This window comes from Arthrobacter sp. AOP36-A1-22 (assembly GCF_052377615.1).
Lineage (GTDB): Bacteria > Actinomycetota > Actinomycetes > Actinomycetales > Micrococcaceae > Arthrobacter_H.
Window position 1 is genome coordinate 68050 of sequence record NZ_JBQSWX010000006.1, and the last position, 17548, is coordinate 85597.

General features: G+C 68.6%; 18 protein-coding genes. 13 read left to right on the forward strand and 5 right to left on the reverse strand.

What is annotated here, in order from left to right:
* Positions 1 to 115 precede the first annotated feature (115 nt).
* The 3 genes from ACT3S2_RS05460 (at position 116) to ACT3S2_RS05470 (ending at position 3095) form a co-directional block, all read left to right on the forward strand.
* Positions 116 to 742 (forward strand): GNAT family N-acetyltransferase, encoded by a 627-nt coding sequence (locus tag ACT3S2_RS05460; RefSeq protein ID WP_444561365.1) that lies wholly within the window; start codon positions 116 to 118, stop codon positions 740 to 742.
* A 94-nt stretch (positions 743 to 836) separates the two neighbouring features.
* Positions 837 to 1817 carry a hypothetical protein gene (locus tag ACT3S2_RS05465; protein ID WP_444554239.1) on the forward strand — a complete coding sequence of 327 codons (981 nt, stop codon included), beginning with the start codon at positions 837 to 839 and terminating at the stop codon, positions 1815 to 1817.
* Between the two features lie 33 nt (positions 1818 to 1850).
* Positions 1851 to 3095 (forward strand): phosphotransferase, encoded by a 1245-nt coding sequence (locus ACT3S2_RS05470; RefSeq protein ID WP_444561366.1) that lies wholly within the window; start codon positions 1851 to 1853, stop codon positions 3093 to 3095.
* Here ACT3S2_RS05470 and ACT3S2_RS05475 read toward each other — a convergent pair whose 3' ends face one another.
* Positions 3096 to 5018, reverse strand: coding sequence for a hypothetical protein (locus ACT3S2_RS05475; protein ID WP_444561367.1), 1923 nt, complete (start codon positions 5016 to 5018; stop codon positions 3096 to 3098).
* 61 nt (positions 5019 to 5079) lie between these two features.
* The gene (locus tag ACT3S2_RS05480; RefSeq protein WP_444554236.1) at positions 5080 to 5559 is read right to left on the reverse strand and encodes an Lrp/AsnC family transcriptional regulator; all 480 of its coding nucleotides are present in this window, start codon (positions 5557 to 5559) and stop codon (positions 5080 to 5082) included.
* Between the two features lie 168 nt (positions 5560 to 5727).
* Here ACT3S2_RS05480 and ACT3S2_RS05485 point away from each other — a divergent pair, with 168 nt between their 5' ends.
* Positions 5728 to 6972, forward strand: a complete 1245-nt coding sequence (locus tag ACT3S2_RS05485; protein ID WP_444554235.1) for an MFS transporter — start codon at positions 5728 to 5730, stop codon at positions 6970 to 6972.
* Between the two features lie 4 nt (positions 6973 to 6976).
* On the opposite strand, the gene ACT3S2_RS05490 is transcribed toward ACT3S2_RS05485, so the two are convergent.
* Positions 6977 to 7462 carry an Lrp/AsnC family transcriptional regulator gene (locus ACT3S2_RS05490; RefSeq protein ID WP_444561368.1) on the reverse strand — a complete coding sequence of 162 codons (486 nt, stop codon included), beginning with the start codon at positions 7460 to 7462 and terminating at the stop codon, positions 6977 to 6979.
* Positions 7463 to 7530: 68 nt separating this feature from the next.
* Between ACT3S2_RS05490 and ACT3S2_RS05495 the strand changes: the two genes are divergently transcribed.
* The 7 genes from ACT3S2_RS05495 to ACT3S2_RS05525 all read left to right on the forward strand — a co-directional run bounded on the left by ACT3S2_RS05495 (position 7531) and on the right by ACT3S2_RS05525 (position 13667).
* The gene (locus tag ACT3S2_RS05495) at positions 7531 to 8016 is read left to right on the forward strand and encodes an NUDIX hydrolase (RefSeq protein ID WP_444554233.1); all 486 of its coding nucleotides are present in this window, start codon (positions 7531 to 7533) and stop codon (positions 8014 to 8016) included.
* Positions 8013 to 8990 (forward strand): ABC transporter ATP-binding protein, encoded by a 978-nt coding sequence (locus ACT3S2_RS05500; RefSeq protein WP_444554232.1) that lies wholly within the window; start codon positions 8013 to 8015, stop codon positions 8988 to 8990. The genes ACT3S2_RS05495 and ACT3S2_RS05500 overlap by 4 nt, the downstream gene beginning before the upstream one ends.
* Positions 8977 to 9660: an ABC transporter permease gene (locus tag ACT3S2_RS05505; RefSeq protein WP_444554231.1), complete on the forward strand. Its 684-nt coding sequence runs from the start codon at positions 8977 to 8979 to the stop codon at positions 9658 to 9660. The genes ACT3S2_RS05500 and ACT3S2_RS05505 overlap by 14 nt, the downstream gene beginning before the upstream one ends.
* Complete coding sequence (locus ACT3S2_RS05510; protein WP_444554230.1) at positions 9657 to 10391, forward strand: ABC transporter permease; 735 nt, start codon at positions 9657 to 9659, stop codon at positions 10389 to 10391. The genes ACT3S2_RS05505 and ACT3S2_RS05510 overlap by 4 nt, the downstream gene beginning before the upstream one ends.
* On the forward strand, positions 10388 to 11353 hold the full coding sequence (locus ACT3S2_RS05515) for an ABC transporter substrate-binding protein (RefSeq protein WP_444554229.1): 966 nt from the start codon (positions 10388 to 10390) through the stop codon (positions 11351 to 11353). The genes ACT3S2_RS05510 and ACT3S2_RS05515 overlap by 4 nt, the downstream gene beginning before the upstream one ends.
* 82 nt (positions 11354 to 11435) lie before the next feature.
* Positions 11436 to 12650, forward strand: coding sequence for a pyridoxal phosphate-dependent aminotransferase (locus ACT3S2_RS05520; protein WP_444554228.1), 1215 nt, complete (start codon positions 11436 to 11438; stop codon positions 12648 to 12650).
* Between the two features lie 114 nt (positions 12651 to 12764).
* Positions 12765 to 13667 (forward strand): PPK2 family polyphosphate kinase, encoded by a 903-nt coding sequence (locus tag ACT3S2_RS05525; protein WP_444554227.1) that lies wholly within the window; start codon positions 12765 to 12767, stop codon positions 13665 to 13667.
* Between the two features lie 5 nt (positions 13668 to 13672).
* Here the strand turns inward: ACT3S2_RS05525 and ACT3S2_RS05530 are convergent, their stop codons facing one another.
* Positions 13673 to 13921: an exodeoxyribonuclease VII small subunit gene (locus tag ACT3S2_RS05530; protein WP_444554226.1), complete on the reverse strand. Its 249-nt coding sequence runs from the start codon at positions 13919 to 13921 to the stop codon at positions 13673 to 13675.
* The gene (xseA, locus tag ACT3S2_RS05535) at positions 13918 to 15168 is read right to left on the reverse strand and encodes an exodeoxyribonuclease VII large subunit (protein ID WP_444554332.1); all 1251 of its coding nucleotides are present in this window, start codon (positions 15166 to 15168) and stop codon (positions 13918 to 13920) included. The genes ACT3S2_RS05530 and xseA overlap by 4 nt, the downstream gene beginning before the upstream one ends.
* 144 nt (positions 15169 to 15312) lie before the next feature.
* On the opposite strand from xseA, the gene ACT3S2_RS05540 reads away from it, so the two are divergent.
* Together ACT3S2_RS05540 and ACT3S2_RS05545 are read left to right on the forward strand one after the other, a co-directional pair.
* A complete protein-coding gene (locus tag ACT3S2_RS05540) occupies positions 15313 to 16266 on the forward strand; it encodes a hypothetical protein (protein WP_444554225.1) in 954 nt (317 codons plus the stop codon).
* Between the two features lie 10 nt (positions 16267 to 16276).
* Positions 16277 to 17365 carry a 4-hydroxy-3-methylbut-2-enyl diphosphate reductase gene (locus ACT3S2_RS05545; RefSeq protein ID WP_444554224.1) on the forward strand — a complete coding sequence of 363 codons (1089 nt, stop codon included), beginning with the start codon at positions 16277 to 16279 and terminating at the stop codon, positions 17363 to 17365.
* Positions 17366 to 17548: the final 183 nt, after the last annotated feature.

Consider the following 17548-nt stretch of genomic DNA (forward strand, 5'->3'; position numbering starts at 1 on the left):
TCTCCACTCCTCGATGGTAGGACAGCGGAGGGCCGAAGCCGAGGGCAGGGACCGCCCGATGAAGCACCCCTGCGTCGAGGCCTCCGAACCGCGGTGCTGAGGATAAGCTGGGGGCATGGGATTCGGGACCGGTTCGTGGCCGGTGGTACTGGAAAGCGACGATCTTCTCCTGCGGCCGCTGCGCTACCGGGACAAGGCCGAATGGATGGCGTTGAAACGGCGCAACGCCGACTGGCTGCAGCCCTGGGAAGCCACGTCCCCACGTCCCGAGGGGCCGTTGCCGAGCTACCGGGACATGATCGCCTCGCTCAACCGCCAGGCCCGGGCCGGATTGACCCTTCCGTGGGCGATCGGCCTGCGCACCAGCGACCGACGCGAACCGACGATGGTCGGCCAGCTCACCGTCTCGGGCATCCTCTGGGGGTCGGCGCTGAGTGCCTCGCTCGGGTATTGGGTGGATGGCCGGTACGCCGGCCGGGGGATCACCCCGCATGCCGTGGCCCTGGCCACCGACTACTGCTTCTCGACGTTGGGACTGCACCGGATGGAAATCAACATCCGCCCTGAAAACGCCTCCAGTCTGCGCGTGGTGGACAAGCTCGGATTCCGGGATGAGGGTGTCCGCGAACGCTTCCTGCACATCGACGGCGCCTGGTGCGACCACCGGGCCTTCGCGCTGACCTCCGAAGAGGTCCCCGAAGGACTGCTCCAACGGTGGCTGGGCGACGCCGCCACCCGCTGAACCGCAGGTCATGCAGGGGTCCGGGACCGACTTCGGAGCGGACACACCGGGGTCAATGCCGCCCCCTGCGCGGTGGGCCACGTAACGTCGAGGTGTGGACATCCAAGTCGAAAGCTCAGTGGTCCTGGCGGCCATGATCGCCGTGCTGCTCGCCTTCATCGTCCCCTCACTCATCCGTCGCGGTCGGCGAACCGGCGAGCCCGCCTTCGTGCTCGCCTCGGCGCCCGACGAAGCACTTACGTCCGGCCCCGACCGGCTGGACGAAACACCGGCGCCGGACGGCCCGGACCCCGCCGAGGGCCCGCCGACCCAGGCCCCGACGACCAGCCCAGCCCACGACACCGAACGTCCCCGGAGGAACACCATGGCAACGCCCGCACGGACCCGGACCGCCGCACCGACCACGGCGGGTTTCCGGATCCGATACGGCCGGCTGTCGATCGCCCTGGCCGGCGTCCTGGCCGCGCTGGCGCTGGTGGTCGGTGGACTGCTGGCCCCCTTCGGGATCCTCTCTGGGCTCGTCCCGCTCATCGGGGCGATCGTGCTCGTGGGATCCTTCATCGGACTGCGCGTGCTGGCCGTGCGGGATCGCCGGCGCAAGGTCCTGGCCCGCATGGACGCGATCTTCCACGAAGCCATGGACACCCGGCCGGCCGAACCGGTCGTCCGGCACCAGGCCACGGAGGTCTTCGACGCCCGGGAACAGGAGAACGCGCAGGCTTCGGCCCCCGCAGCCCACGGCACCGTCCGTCACCACGCACCGCTCGCGGCCCCGACCGCCCCGGCGACCTGGGAACCGGTCGCCGTGCCGAAGCCCACCTACGTCGGAGCCGCCAAGGCCGAACGCCCCGCCCCCGAGCCGCTGCCGGCCGGCGAGGAGAAGAAGCCGCAGAAGGCCACCAGCATCCTGGCGCAGACCCGCCTCGCCGAGCAGGAGGCCCAGCTGGCCGAACGGGCCGAGCGCGCCGAACGGGGCGGGGAACTGCCCGCAGTGGCCGAGGCACCCCGTCGTCGTCCCGCGGCACCGGCCGGCGGGATGAACCTCGACGCCGTCCTGCAGCGCCGCCGGGCCTGAACCGGCGGGTAGCCGACACCGCGGTCCCCACCCATGCAGCCCGGATGGTCCGACGCCGAACAGGCAGAGGCCCTGGGCCGCCACGCACCGACACTGATTGCCCGGGTCTGGGCGGACCACTTCGACGCCCGGGTGGCCGGAACGGCCCGCCAGGTCCAGTTCCAGTTGCGGCCCGGCGCCGGGGCCAGCGCCGTCTACTCGCTGCGTCGCGGCACCACCGAGCATTTCGTGGGCCTGAGCACCGAACGGCTGGAGCCATCGCCGGGGCTGCGGCGTAGCGATGTCCCCGGTCCCGTGGGAGTGGACCGGGCGAGGATCCCGTTACGGATCTCCAGTTGGCTCCATCCGCAGGACCCCCGGCTGCCGGGCCTGGCCCATGCCGGGGTCGCAGCCACCGCCGAACGGCTCTGGGGTGGTGGTGACCGTCTGACGGATCTGCGGACCATGACCTACCGCCCCTTGCGCCGGGCCGTCTTCCGCGCTGATTTCTCGACCCCCGGGCCGGTGGTGGCCACCCGCAGGGTGTATTTGAAGGTCCTGCGGGCCGGGCAGGCCGAACCATTGGTGTTGCGCCACCGGCTACTGGCCGACGCCGGCCTGCCCGTGGCCGACGTGCTCGACCCGGTGGCCCATTCGGTCGTGGCCACCGCCGGGCTCCCCGGCACCGCGCTGGGCGCGGCCATGCGCCTGGAAGGAGCCGGCGGGGTGCACCCGGCCACGCTGGTGTCCCTGCTGGACCGGCTGCCCGCCGCGGTGCTGGATCTTCCCCGCCACCCGTCCTGGACGGACCGACTGTCCCGCTACGCCCACGCGGCCGGTAGCGCGCTGCCGGAGGAACGCCGGGGGATCGCCGCGCTGGCGGACCACCTGCGCCTGGTCATCGACGCGCACGACGCCGGACCGGTGGTTCCGGTGCACGGGGACTTTTACGAAGCCAATCTGCTCATGGACGGCCCCGCGGTCAGCGGGCTCCTGGATCTGGACTCGGTGGGACCGGGACACCGGGTCGATGACCTGGCCTGCCTGCTGGGACACCTGGCCATGATCCCCGCGCTCGGGGGCAGGAACTTCCGACGGGAACGAATCATCTGGTCGACGCTGCAGGCGTGGGGCACCGAATTCTCTCGGGAGGTGGAGGCCGGCTCCCTCTACGCCCGGGCTGCAGCCGTGGCGGTGTCCCTCATCGCCGGGGCCAGGAGGCCGGGCATGCGGACCTGGAACCGGGAAGCACTGGCCCGCCTCGACGTGGCCCGGCGGCTGGCCGAACTGGCGCAGTAGCTAGCCGGGTTCAGGGTCCTCCGGGGTGCCCTGCGGGTCCGGACCTTCCACCGGGTCCTCCGGGTCGGTGGCGTTGGCCCCGGTCGTGGGGGCGGGATCGTTGCCGTCCCGGGGTTCCTCGTCGTCCTCCGGCTCGTCGCGGTCATAGGTCTCCTGCGCCTCCACGAGGGCCCGGTTGGCCAGATCCGCGGCCTCCTTGGCCTGCACCGGCAATCCGAGGGTGGTCAGGACCTCGGAAAGGCCGCGTTGGGCCGCATAGAAGTGCGCGACGCTCTGGCGGTGTTCGGCCGCGATGAGCCGGTACAACTGGATGGCCTCGTCCCCGCGGTCCGTCTGGGAGAGCACATGGGCGGCAAAGAGCTCGGCGTTGCCGGCCCCGTCGGAGTCCTCGGCCACCCGGAAGAGGTCGGCGGCCTCCAAGGCCGCGGCCACGGCTTCGGTGGGGTAGTCCAACGCCCAGAGTGAGCGGGCCCGGGTGTCCCGGAAGTCCGCTTGATGCCAGTCGGCCCCGTCGTCGTCCGCGAGTTCGATCGCCTCGGCCAGGATGACCAGACCGGTGGGGTCCCCGCTTTCGGACAGGGCGTGGCCGTAGGCGTGCAGGGCCACCGGCAGGACGGTCGGATTGTCTTCGCAGGCGCGCGCCAGCTCGGTGGCGCGGGAGAAATGGGCCAGGCAGGCCCCGGGGTCCTCGGCGTCCGAGAGCAGGGTGCCAGCGCTGAGGTGGGCGCGGGCGGCATCGCCGGCCAGTCCGGAGGCCTCGAACCCGGCGGCGGCCTTCTCCCAGACCTGCAGGGCATCCACCTCGCGATCCTGGTGCCGCAGGCAATGCCCGAGGGACATCAGCGTCCGGGCGGCGTCATCCTCCCGTCCGCGGGCTTCCAACAGCTGGGCCAGCGATTCGAGGACCTCCTCGGCGAGCAGGAACTCCTCGGCCTCCAGCAGTTGGTTGCCCAGGGCCAGACGGATGGCCCAGGTCTCCTCGAATTCTCCGCGTTCGGCCTGCTCGACGGCTATCCGCCAAGCGGTGATCGCAGCGTCCTGGTCCAGATCGGCCGAGGCGAAGTTGGCCACCAGGGCGGCGGCGGAGATCGCCCCGCGGCGCACCCCGGAGGCCGAATACAATTCCAGCGCCTCGACGGCGCAGCTCTCTGCCTCCACCGGATGCCCCAATTCGTGGTGGCAGGAGGCCTTGACCATCCAGATCGCCGCCCGCATCGCCTGGTTGGTCCGCAGGGCCAGCAACCGGTCGGCGGCCTCGATGGCCTCGGGCTGCCGGCCGTGTTTGGCGAAGCCGTGGGCCAGGTACAGCAGCGCCCCGGCCTCGCTTTCGGCACGACCGCCATCGCGGTAGTCGTCGGCACAGCGCTGCAACTCCTCCAAGGCGGATTCGTCGCCGCCCTCGAAGCGGACCACGGCCAGGGGGAGCCGGGCATCGGCCAGGACGTCGGCGTGGGCCCCGGAGGCCGCATGGGTGGCCAGGGCGGCCTGCAGGATGGCGGTTTCCTCGGGACGGGGCTCGCGGAAGAGCAGCCCGCCCAGATGTTCCTCGAGATCGGCCTGATGGGTCCGGCCGGCAGAGCGCAACAGGACGATCCGCCGGGCGGCGGCCTCCTCGGCGTCGGAGATGTTGCCATCGAGCTGCTGGACCGAGGCCAGGACCCCGAGCAGCGACAAGGCGGTCTCGAGGGCGGGGGAGTCCTCCCCGGTCGCGCAGACACCCTCCCCGGTCGCGGGGGCCCCTGCCAAGAGGGGGCGCAGCAGATCGAGTCCGGCGGCTGCGGCGCGCGCGGCCCCCGGATGGTCCTCCGAATAGGCGCGGTCGTAGGCCAGCTCAAGCCAACCGTGGGCGGTGGCGGGCGAGGCCAGCGGGTCCGGCTGCGGCATGCCGGAAATCTCCTGCAGCCGCTGTGTCAATGCCGACAAGTACCTGATTCTCCCAAGTTCTGCGTTTCGTTCGTTCCCGGGTGGCCGGTGGCCTTCCAGCTTAGTGCCTGCCCGGCCCGGCGAGGTGCCGAAGTAGTGGTTCGGCGCGGTACGGGATGTGTTCACTCAAGGCCAGGGAGGTCTCGGTGCGGATCACCCCGCGCATGCGCAGGATCGAGCGCAACAGGCTTTGCAGGTGGTGGGTGTCCCGGGCGACGACCCGGCACCAGACGTCGCCGCGCCCGGAGATCTCATGGACCTCCAGGACCTGCTCCTGGGTGCGCAGGGCGGCGATGACGGAATCGAGCTCGCGGTGGGAGACCTCGATGGTGATGAAGGCCAGCACGTCGAATCCCAGCGCCGCCAGATCCACTTCCCGTCCGCCATGGCGCAGCACCCCGGTCCGGTCCAGGCGTTTAAGCCGGGACTGCACGGTGTTCCGGGCGACCCCCAAGGTGGTGGAGAGGTCCCCGATCTGGGCCCGGGGGTCCTCGAGCAGGGCCAGCACCAGACGCAATTCGAGTTCATCAAAAGTAGCCATAGTGCGTCCCAGTAGATCACATTGACAATAAATTTTGATCAAAACCATCAATTTTGAACTTCTATATGTACTATTTCGGCTCATCCTCACCCAGAATGGCTACTCGAAGGTCAAAGCGGGACATCCACCGTTCAGGCCGCCACCGCCCGACCCACCCTGTGAGGCCTCGTGACCGTCATCAGCGAACTGCGCATGCGCGCCCAGCCCACCGCCTCCACCCGCGGTTGGAACGCCTCCGTGAAGGCGCGGCTGCTGCTGACCTTCGCGGCCATGACGCTGTTGCTCATCGGGGCGAACCTGGCCACGCCCTTGTATCCGCTGCTGCAGGAGCAGCTCGATCTGGGGCCTTTCGCGGTGACGCTGGCTTTCGCCTCCTACGTGCTGGCCCTCATCGCCGGACTGGTGCTCTACGGTCACTGGTCCGATCACATCGGCCGCCGGGCGGCCCTGGTGGTCGCGGTCCTCGTGGGCCTGGCCGGCTCGCTGGTCTTCGGCATGGCCTCCGGACTCGGCGGACTGATCTTCGGCCGCATCCTGCAGGGGGCCGCCGTCGCCCTGTGCACCGGAGCCAGCAGCGCCGCCCTGCGCGAACTGCTGCCCCGCAACCCCGAATGGGCCAGCCGGCTGACCCTGCTGGCCTCCGCGTCCGGGGTGGCCGCGGGCCCGGTGCTCGGCGGCGCGCTCGGCGTGTTTCCCCGGCCGGACCTCACGCCGTTCCTGCTGCTGGGGTTCGCCCTGCTGCTGGTGCTGGTGCCGTTGTGGGTGCTGCACGCCCGCCCCGCCCTGGACCCGGCCCCGGGGGCGGCAGCCGTCAAGGCCCTGCGTCCGCGCCGTCTGGGCCCCGTGGCCGATGCCCGGGTGCAGTTCCGCCGGGCGGCCGCCATCGGGTTCCTGAGTTTCGCACTCTTCGGCTTCGGCCTCTCACTGGCGCCCCGCTATTTCGCCGACCTGTTCGGGATCACCTCGATGCTGGGCATCGGCACGTTGGCGGCCCTGACCCTCATGGCCTCGGCCGCCGCCCAACTGCTGGGGCGCTCGCACCGGGGGTTGCTGCCGGTGGCGCTGATGGTCATGGCCACCGGGATCGTACTGATCGCCGTCGCCGGGTCCGTGCGCAGCCTGCCGCTGCTCATTGCCGCCAGCCTGCTGGCAGGGGCCGGACAAGGCACCGCCTTCCGCACGGCCTTCAACGACGTCGCGTTGGCGGTGGAACCTTCCCAGCACTCCCAGGTCATCAGCACCGTGTATGTGGTGACCTACCTGGGCAGCGCCGTCCCCGTGCTCTGCCTCGGCCTGGTCGCCGGGCTCATCGGCCTGCCCGCAGCGGTGGCCTGGTTCGCCGGGATCATCGGCGCCGGCTGCCTGGCGGTGGCCATCAGCGTGCTGGCCCACCGCCGACCCGCGGCCGCCTAAGGCCTCAAAGCGGGCCGGCCTGCCCCTGGACGTGGTCGAAGACCAACGTCGTCTCGGTATGGCCGACGGCTTCATCGGTGGCCAGGTTGTCCAAGACCCAATCGCGCAGGGCCTCCGTGGAGGGGACCGCGACGTGGAGCAGGTAGTCGGTGCCGCCGGAGACATGGAACATCGACAGGACCTCGGGCAACTGCGGAACCCCACCGGTGAACCGGTCGATCTGCACCCGGTCGTGGATCCGCAGCTTCACCGCGATCAACGCCTGGACGCTGCGCCCGACGGCCGGTAGGTGCAACCGGGCATGGTAGCCCTCGATGATCCCGCTCTCGACCAGCTGGCGGGTGCGCAGCAGGGCGGTCGACGGAGCGATTCCGGCCCGCTGGGCCAACGCGGCATTGCTGATGCGTGCGTCGGCGAGCAGTTCGGTGATCAACACACGGTCGACCTCGTCCAACGGGGCGTTTCCCAGGGGCTTCTTGGCGGCAGGCATGCCAATATTCCACCACATGCGGCCGGGTCCGCGGAGCGGGAGGGTCTGCGGCACAGTACGCTGGGGCCATGAGCGCTGCGCCCCGGAAGCCGGAGACAGGTTTCGATACGCGGCTGGCCGCCTATTGCGTGGTGGTCCGCCGATCCAAGATCCTGCTGGCCCTATGGGACATGCGACCCAGCTGGCCTGGCTTCACCCCCCGCTGGACCCTCCCCGGGGGAGGCGTCGAACTCGGAGAGGCCATCGAGGACGGTGCCGTCCGCGAGGTCTCGGAGGAAACCGGCTACGACGTGCGCCTGACCGCGCTGCTCGACGTCGATGCCGGACATGTTCCTGCCGAATCCAGATTGCACCCGACCAGTAAACCGCTGCAGAACGTCGCGGTGCTCTACTCCGCCGAGATCACCGGCGGGGAACTGGAATTCGAAGTCGACGGCACCACCTCCGAGGCCGGCTGGTTCGACCTCGCAGAGCTGTCCCGGCTGGAGCGGACCTCCCGGGTTGATTGGGCCGTGAAAGCACACCACCACCACGTCGACGGGGGCCGTCCATGATCCGATTCCAGCAGGTGAACAAGCAGTACGACGGCGGTGCTCCAGCCGTCTCCGACCTCAACCTGGAGATTCCCGAGGGCTCCATCACCGTTTTCGTCGGCCCCTCCGGCTGCGGGAAGACCACGTCGCTGCGGATGATCAACCGCATGGTGGATCCGACATCGGGCACCATCGAGGTCGATGGCCGCAACATCGCCGACGTCGCCCCCTATCAGCTGCGCCGTTCCATGGGCTACGTCATGCAGGCGGGCGGACTCATGCCGCACCGCACCATCGCCGAGAACATTGCCACCGTGCCCCGGCTCATCGGCACCGCCAAGGCGGACTACCGTCGCCGCGTGCAGGAACTGCTGGAGACCGTGGGGCTGGACGCTGAACTCGCTGGACGGTACCCCTCCCAGCTCTCGGGGGGCCAGCAGCAACGGGTCGGGGTGGCCCGCGCCCTGGCCGCCGATCCGCCCGTGCTGCTCATGGACGAACCCTTCAGCGCCGTGGACCCGGTGGTCCGCGGGGAATTGCAGAACGAACTGCTGCGGCTGCAGGACCAACTCTCCAAGACCATTGTCTTCGTCACCCACGACATCGACGAGGCGGTCCTGCTGGGAGACCACGTCGCGGTGATGGGCAACGCCGGAATACTTCAACAGTTCAGCCCGCCGGACGAACTGCTGCGGGCCCCCGCCAACGATTTCGTCGCCCACTTCATCGGCCGGGACCGTGGCTTCCGGGCTTTGTCCTTCCGACCCGCCACCGAACTGCGCTGGAAGTCCCTGGCCGGCCATACCGACGACGACGTGGCGCGGGCCGTCCGGATCCCACGCTCCTCCACCGTCCGCGCCGCCCTGGACGCCGCCCTGACCTCGCTCTCCGGGCTGGCGCTCGCCGTGGACGAGGACGGAACCGAAACCGGACTGCTGGATGCCGAGGAGATCGGCCGGCAGATCGGGGGGAGGGACCACGATGAAGTGGCTTGAAGGCCACTGGCAGGAGGTGTTGAGCCTGGCCGGTAGCCACCTGGTCCAATCAATCCTGCCGTTGCTGCTGGCGGCCCTCATCTCGATTCCCGTGGCCCGGCTGATCCGCATCAACGGAACCCGCCGGCGTCGTACCGTGAGGTGGGGTGTGGTCCAGCTCAGTGCCCTGCTCTACACGATCCCCTCGCTAGCGTTGTTCGTGGTGTTGCCCTCCATCCTGGGCACACAGATCCTGGACCCGTTGAACATCATCGTCGCGTTGACCATGTATGCCATCGCCCTGCTGGTGCGGAGTGCCGCCGATGCCCTGGAATCGGTGGATCCCGCGGTTCTGCGCGCCGCCGACGCCATGGGCTACCGGCCGGTGCGCCGGTTCTTCTCGGTGGACCTTCCGCTGTCGTTGCCGGTGCTCTTTCCCGCGTTGCGCGTGGTCTCGGTCAGCAACATCTCCCTGGTCAGCGTCGGGGCACTGATCGGTATCGACAATCTGGGGACCTTGTTCATGGACGGGTTGCGGCGTAGTTTCACTTTCGAAGTCGGGGTGGGCATCGTCGCCACGTTGCTCCTGGCCCTGCTGATGGACCTGATCCTCGTGTTGGCCCAACGCATGCTCACCCCCTGGGAACGCGCCAGGACCGCACCGCGAGCGACCCGGTGGGTGGCCGCATGAGCGCCCCCACCACGGCGTTCGCCCTGCTGCCCGCCGCCGTGCCCACGGCCGGCCCGCTGGGCGGACTCGCCGAATGGTTCTCCCGCCCCGGGACGCTCTCCGGCCCCGGAGGCATCCCGACCCGCCTGGTCGAGCACCTGGCCTATACCGGCCTGACCCTGGCGATCGCCCTGGTCATCGCCGTCCCCATCGGGCTCTACGTCGGACACACCGGCAAGGGCCGGGTCGCGGTTATCGCCGGATCCGGCATGTTGCGGGCCCTGCCGACGCTGGGCATGGTCACCTTGTTCATCCTGCTCTCCGGAACGCTGGGCATCATGCCGCCGATCTGGGCCCTGGTGCTGTTGGCGGTGCCACCCCTGCTGGCCGGGATCGCCGCAGGCATCTCCGCCGTCAACCCCGGAATCGTCGATGGGGCCCGGGCCATGGGCCTGACGGAACCCCAGGTGCTTTTCACCGTCGAGGTCCCCAATGCGCTGCCCGTCCTCATGGGCGCCCTGCGTCTGGCGGTCCTGCAGGTCATCGCCACCGTCGCCATCGTCTCGATCATCAACCTCGGAGGGCTGGGCCGTTATCTCATCGACGGCATTGCCGTCCGTGACTACCCCCAGGTCTTCGGCGGGGCCGTCGTCATCGCTGCATTGGCTATTGTGGTTGATGCGGTGCTGGCGATGGTCCAACGGATTGCCGTCTCGCCCGGCTTGAGAACCAACACAGGAGGCACCCCATGAACCGCATCAACCCACCAGGAGCCCGCCCGGTCCGCCGGGCCCGGCTCGCGGCCGCACTCGGAATCGTCGCAGCCCTCGGCCTGTCGGCCTGCAGCGGCTCGGACCCGCTGGCCGGCGACAGTGCCCAGGCCTCGGGGTCGGCACTGGACCGACCGCTGGTCATCGGCAGCGCCGATTTCCCCGAATCCCAAATCATCGCCGAGCTCTATGCCGGGGCCCTGGAAGGCGCCGGGATCGACGCGACGACCAAACCTGGCATCGGGGCCCGCGAGGCCTATGTCGGGGCCGTGAAGGACGGGTCGGCCGACGTCGTCCCGGACTATTCGGGAAACCTGCTGCTCTTCTTCGACAAGGACGCCAAGGCCGTCTCCGACACGGAGATCACCGACGCGCTCCAGGACGCCGTGCCCGAGGGACTCGGCGTGCTCAAGGCCTCCGCGGCGGAGGACAAGGACTCGATGGTCGTCACCTCGGCGACCGCCGAGAAATATGACCTCAAGACGGTGTCCGATCTGGCGAAGGTCTGCGACAAGCTGGTCCTGGGGGCACCGCCGGAGTTCAAGACGCGCGCCTACGGGCTGCCGGGGCTGGAAAAGGCCTACGACTGCGTCCCGAAATCCTTCGAACCCATTGCCGACGGCGGCGGCCCGCTGACCGTGAAGGCGCTGATCTCCGATCAGGTCCAGATCGCCGACATCTTCACCACCAGCCCGGCCATCGAGGACAACGGTCTGGTCTCCCTGGAGGACCCTAAGGACAACTTCATCGCCCAGCAGGTCCTGCCGCTGATCAACGCCGGCGTGGTCAGCCAGGAAGCGGCGGGGGTGCTGGACCAGGTCTCCAGCGAACTGACCACCGACGACCTGGTGGAACTGAACCGCTCGGTCTCCGGTGACGCGAAGCTGGACCCGGCCGAGGCGGCCGGGGAATGGCTCAAGGACAAGGGGCTGGACGGGAAGTAGCACCTCACCGACCCCCAGTGGTTCCCGCAGCGCCGGGTCATCCTTCCGGGATGACCCGGCGCTGCTGTCATATGCTGGGACAATGCCCGAGTTCAAGCAGTCCAATAAGCTCCACAACGTCCTCTACGACATCCGCGGCCCGCTGCTCGAGCACGCCCAACGGATGGAATCCGAGGGCCACCGGATCCTGAAGCTGAACATCGGCAACCCGGCACCCTTCGGGTTCGACGCCCCCGACTCGATCCTGGTGGACATCATCCGCAACCTGCCCCAGGCGCAGGGTTATTCGGATTCGCGCGGCATCTTCTCCGCCCGGACGGCGGTCTCGCAGTATTACCAGACCCGGGGCATCCAGACGATCGGCGTCGATGACGTCTATCTGGGCAACGGGGTCTCCGAATTGATCACGCTGAGCCTGAATGCCCTGTTGAACAACGGCGACGAGATCCTCATCCCGGCCCCGGACTACCCGCTGTGGACGGCCTCGGTGTCGCTGGCCGGGGGCACCCCCGTGCACTACCTCAGCGTCGAAGAGGAGGGCTGGCTCCCGGATCTGGAGGACATCGAAGCGAAGATCACCCCGCGCACCAAGGGCCTGGTGATCATCAACCCGAACAACCCCACCGGTGCGGTCTACCCCAAGCATGTGCTGGAGGGGATGCTCGAGCTGGCCCGCAAACATTCACTGATCGTCTTCTCCGACGAGATCTACGAAAAGATCCTCTACGACGACGCGGTGCACCACAACACGGCGGCCCTGGCCGACGACGTCCTGATCATGACCTTCTCCGGGCTCTCCAAGGCCTACCGGGTCTGCGGTTTCCGGGCCGGGTGGATGGCCATCTCCGGGCCCCGGCATCTGGCCGCGGACTACATCGAAGGCATCAACCTGCTGACGAACATGCGCCTCTGCGCCAACGTCCCGGCACAACACGCCATCCAGACGGCCCTGGGCGGATACCAGTCGATCAACGACTTCCTGCTGCCCGGAGGCCGGCTCAAGGAACAGCGCGACACCGCCTACCGGTTGCTCAACGAGATCGACGGCGTCTCGGTCCAGCAGGCCCAGGGAGCGATGTACCTGTTCCCGAAACTGGACCGGGAGGTCTTCCGTTTCGACAACGACGAGCAGTTCGCCCTGGATCTGCTCAAACAGCAGAAGATCCTCATCTCCCACGGGCGGGCCTTCAACTGGATCACCTCCGACCATTTTCGGCTGGTCACCCTGCCGTCGGTGCCTGACCTGGAGGAGGCCATCGGACGGATCGCCGAGTTCCTGGATGACATCCGCCGCTGAGCCGGTTCCGCCCCACCGCCGTGCTCCCGTCGCTATCCGCGCAGGGCCCCGGATGGCATAGTGGACCGCACGGTGGAGGTGCCGCCGGACGAGCGAACCGCTAAGGGGCCTCATATGGGCAAGAAGCACAAGAAATCCCAGGGTTTCCCGGGGGCCTCCTTCGGGGTCACCCACCCGCTATCGGCCCTGTTGCGGGCCGGCCGGGGCTTCTCCCTGCAGGATGCCGACCCCGGGGCGAAACCCGGCTTCCCCGGGAGCAAGAAGGACGGGCGGAAGGCGTTGGCCGCCGCCGATGAACGCCTCGACGACCTGCAGGAACGCCTCTACGCGCAGGCGATCGGCGGCGACGCCACCGAACGGGTGTTGTTGGTCCTGCAGGCCATGGACACCGCCGGCAAGGGCGGGATCGTGCGCCACGTCATCGGATCCGTGGACCCGCAGGGGGTGGAGCTGCAATCGTTCAAGGCGCCGACGGCGGCCGAGAAACGCCACGACTTCCTGTGGCGGATCGAACGCCGTCTGCCGCATGCGGGCATGATCGGGGTCTTCGACAGATCGCATTACGAGGACGTGCTCATCGGACGGGTGAGGTCCTTGGCCACCGACGAGGAAATCGAACGGCGTTACGGGGCGATCCGCGAGTTCGAGGAACGCATCGCCGCTGAAGGCACTCGCATCATCAAGGTCATGCTCCATATTTCACCGCAGGAGCAGTACCAGCGTTTGGCGAAGCGACTGGACCGCAAGGACAAATACTGGAAGTTCGCCCCCGACGACATCGATGACCGGCTCCTCTGGGAGGAGTACATGCAGGCCTACCAGCGGGTCATCGAGGAAACCGATGCGGATCATGCCCCGTGGTACGTCGTGCCGGCCAACCGCAAATGGTATGCCCGGGTGGCCGTGCAGCATCTGCTGCTCGAGACCCTGGCGGGGATGGACCCGCAATGGCCTGCCGCCCGCTTCGATGTGGACGCCGAACGTCTCCGGCTCAAGGAGTCCAAGGACGTCGGCTGAGCCGATCAGCTGCCCGCCGTCTCCTCGGCGTCGCCACGACCGGCCCGGTTGCGGGCGGCGTCCAGGCGTTCCCGGGCGCCTTCGAGCCAGGCCTCACAGCGGGCGGCCAGCGCCTCGCCACGCTCCCAGAGGGCCAACGACTGCTCGAGGCTGGCCCCGCCTGCTTCGAGCTGGGCCACCACGGCCACCAGTTCCTCACGGGCCTGTTCGTAGCTCAGCGCTGCGATATCGCCGGTGGAGTCCGTCTCTGTCATTGTGGTGCCTTCCTGTCGTGCATCGTGTCCTGGTCGTCGTCCTGCCCCGACAGGACGACGGCGGTGAGTTTCCCCCGGGCCAGCCGGATGGCCAGCTCGGTGTCGGGGGGAGCATCGGCGGGGGAGCGGACCACGGCACCGTGGGCTGTCTGGACGACCGCATACCCCCGGTCCAGGGTCTGTTGCGGTGACAGTGCCCTGACCTGGGCCCGCAGATGCGCCACGGCATCACGCCCGCGCCGCACCAACGTATCGATGGAACGATGCGATCTTTCACGCAGACGCTCCAGGTCCTCGCTCCTGACCTGCACCATGCCCTCCGGATGGGAAAGGACCGGCCGGGTACGCAGGGATTCGAGCTGGTGGGACGCACGGTCCAGGAACAACACCACCGAGCGGTCCAGCCGCTGCCGGGCCTGCTCGATCCCCTGCAACTCCTCGGCCAGATCCGGGACGATCCGCTTGGCGGCGTCCGTGGGCGTGGAGGCCCGCAAATCGGCCACGTCGTCGAGGATCGGCCGATCGGCTTCGTGTCCGATCGCGCTGACCACAGGCGTCGTCGCCGCGGCGACCGCACGGACGAGTTCCTCGGCGCTGAAGGGCAATAGATCCTCCAGCGCACCGCCACCGCGGGCGATGACAATCAGATCGACCTCCGGGTCGGCATCGAGCTCCCAGAGCGCGGCGATGACTTCGGGAACGGCATTGACCCCCTGCACCGCGGTGTTGCGAACCGTGAAGTCCACGGCCGGCCAGCGCAGCGTGGAATTGCGGATGACGTCCTTTTCCGCGTCCGAGTCACGCCCTGTGATCAAACCGATCCGTTGCGGTAGCAGCGGAAGCCGGAGTTTCCGGGACGGGTCGAAGAGTCCCTCTCCGGCCAGGGCATGGCGCAGCCGTTCGAGCCGGGCGAGCAGATCGCCCAACCCGACGGGCCGCACGTCCGAGGCGATCATCGACAGGCGGCCGGTCTTCAGATAAAGGTTCGGGGCCACCCGGGCCACCACCCGGGAGCCGACCTCGGGTTTGGTCTCCAGCCGGCGCATCACCGAGGACCAGACGTTGACCGAGAGTGAATATTCGACGTCGACATCGCGCATGGTCAGATAGGCGTGGCCGTTGCGGACATTGGCTTCGAGGAGCTGGCCTTCGATCCAGGCCGCCGGCGCCCGTTCGACATGCTGCTTGAGCTTTTCGGAGAAGACCCGCAGCGGCCAGGGGGCGTCGGGGCTGGTGTCACCGGCCATCGGGGGCAAGATGGCTCCGCCATCGGGCTGCCGTCCCGCGGCGGCGGACGGGTTCGGGTTCTCCACGGCTCTTGCTCCCCGGTCTCGTTGCGGCTCCGGCAGTCGTCCGGGCCCATGTACATGCATACCAGTAGGCTGGGATAAATGGCGTACGCCCGGCCGGGCGTGCCGAGGCAAACCATCCGGGAAGGGGAGGCCGTGCGCTCCATCGGACCCGTGGTGCTCATGATCCTGTCGGCGCTTCTGGCTGGCGGGGCCGTCACCGGATCCTCCATCGATCGAATCGCACACACCGCCGGACCGGCCCGTGAGATCGCCGGGGGCCTCCCCACAGACCAGGACGTCAGGGACGCACTGCCGCAGGTGATGATCGATGGAATCCACGAGGCCCTTCCCGGCAGCATCGAAGTACCCGAGATGTTGGTCGAGCCGCTGAACAAGGCCAGTGCACGGGCCGTGGAGGTGGTGCTGGACAGTGAAGGTTTCGAGCCGGCCTGGCTTGAAAGCATCGATGAATCCCGACAGGCCTATGTGGATCGGCTCTCCGCGGTGCGGAACGGCGCGGCGGAAACGGCGCCGGCCACCCTTGAACTCGGCCCCGTGGTCGATCTCGGCGTCGAGGGCCTCAAGGAGGCGGCCCCCGGGGTGGGGCTGGGGCTGGTGATCGATTCGCTGGGCCAGGACATCACTGCCTCCGTTCCCCTGGATCTCCCGTCCGCCGATCCGACGGTGGCGCAACGGGTGGCCACGACGGTATGGCTGGCTGGTTCCTGGGGATGGGCCGCCGTTGGCTCGGCGATCCTGGCATTAGCCGGACTGGTGCTGGCCCGGCCCCGGTCCCGGGGAGGGGTCGTCGCCCTGGGAGGAGCGGTCGTCTGCCTCTGGTCGGCGGCCCTGTTGATCCTGGCGGAGCGTCTCGCCCCGGACGGCGCGGTCCAGGCCTCGGAGGGGCTGGGCGCGGTGGCCGGATCCCGGATCATGACCGGGCTGGCGGAGCAGGTGCAGGGCGTCGGAACGGCCTCACTGGTGGGTGGGGTAGTGGTCCTGATTGGCGGGGTTGTGATCCGGCTCCTCGTGGGTCGTGGCAGGAACGGATAGCATGGATGGCATGTCCATCAGTTCTGCCGCCCCGGTTTCCGTGCCCATGCCACAGGTGCCCCGTCGTCGTCGTTCGCCCGAGGAGGTAGCCGCCGTTGCCCCCGTTGAGGGACCCAAGAGGGTCCTTCTGGCCGCCCCGCGGGGTTATTGCGCCGGCGTTGATCGGGCGGTGATCGCCGTGGAAAAGGCCCTGGAACATTATGGGGCCCCGGTGTATGTCCGTAAACAGATCGTGCACAACGTCCACGTCGTGTCCACATTGGAGGAACGCGGAGCCATCTTCGTCGAGGAGACCGACGAGGTCCCCGAAGGCGCGCTCGTCGTGTTCTCGGCCCACGGGGTGAGCCCCGCCGTCGTCCAGTCCGCCGAAGACCGCAATCTGCGGACCATCGACGCGACCTGCCCCCTGGTCACCAAGGTCCACCGCGAAGCCGTCCGGTTCGCCAAGGCCAAGAACCACATCCTGCTCATCGGCCATGCCGACCACGAAGAGGTCGAAGGGACCTACGGGGAGGCCCCGGAGAGCATCACGATCGTGAACAACCCGGCGGAGGCCCGTACCGTCGAAGTCGAGGATCCGGAGCACCTGATCTGGCTCTCGCAGACGACCTTGTCGGTCGACGAGACGCTGGAAATGGTGGATATCCTGCGCGAGCGGTTCCCGAAACTCCAGGATCCGCCCAGTGACGATATCTGCTATGCCACCTCCAACCGCCAGACGGCGATCAAGAAGATCGCCCCCGAGGCGGAACTGGTGATCGTCGTTGGCTCGTCCAACTCCTCCAACTCCGTGCGTCTGGTCGAGGTCGCCCTTGAATACGGGGCCAAATACGCCCACCGGGTCGACTTCGCCCATGAGATCGACGAGGCATGGTTCGAAGGCATCTCCAGCGTGGGGATCTCTTCGGGCGCCTCGGTTCCCGAAGTCCTCGTCTACGAGGTGCTCGAACTACTCGCCGATTACGGGTTCGGTCCCGTCGAGGAGATCGTCACCGCGCAGGAGGACATCATCTTCTCGCTGCCCAAGGAACTGCGGGCCAAGCTCAAGGAAGCCGGCGACACCTCGACCGGACTTGGCGGGCACGGAACCGCGAACTAGGCGTACCTGCGCCGCACGAGAAGCACGTCATGACCGCATCGAACGGCACCAAGGCGCACGTCTTCGATGCGGCCGGTACGGAAGTGGCGGACCCGGAGCGGGGTGCCGCCCTCATCCAATGGACCAACCCGCTCGAAGGTACCGATGGCGGACTTCGACGGACCTGCCGGGGATCCTGGGAAC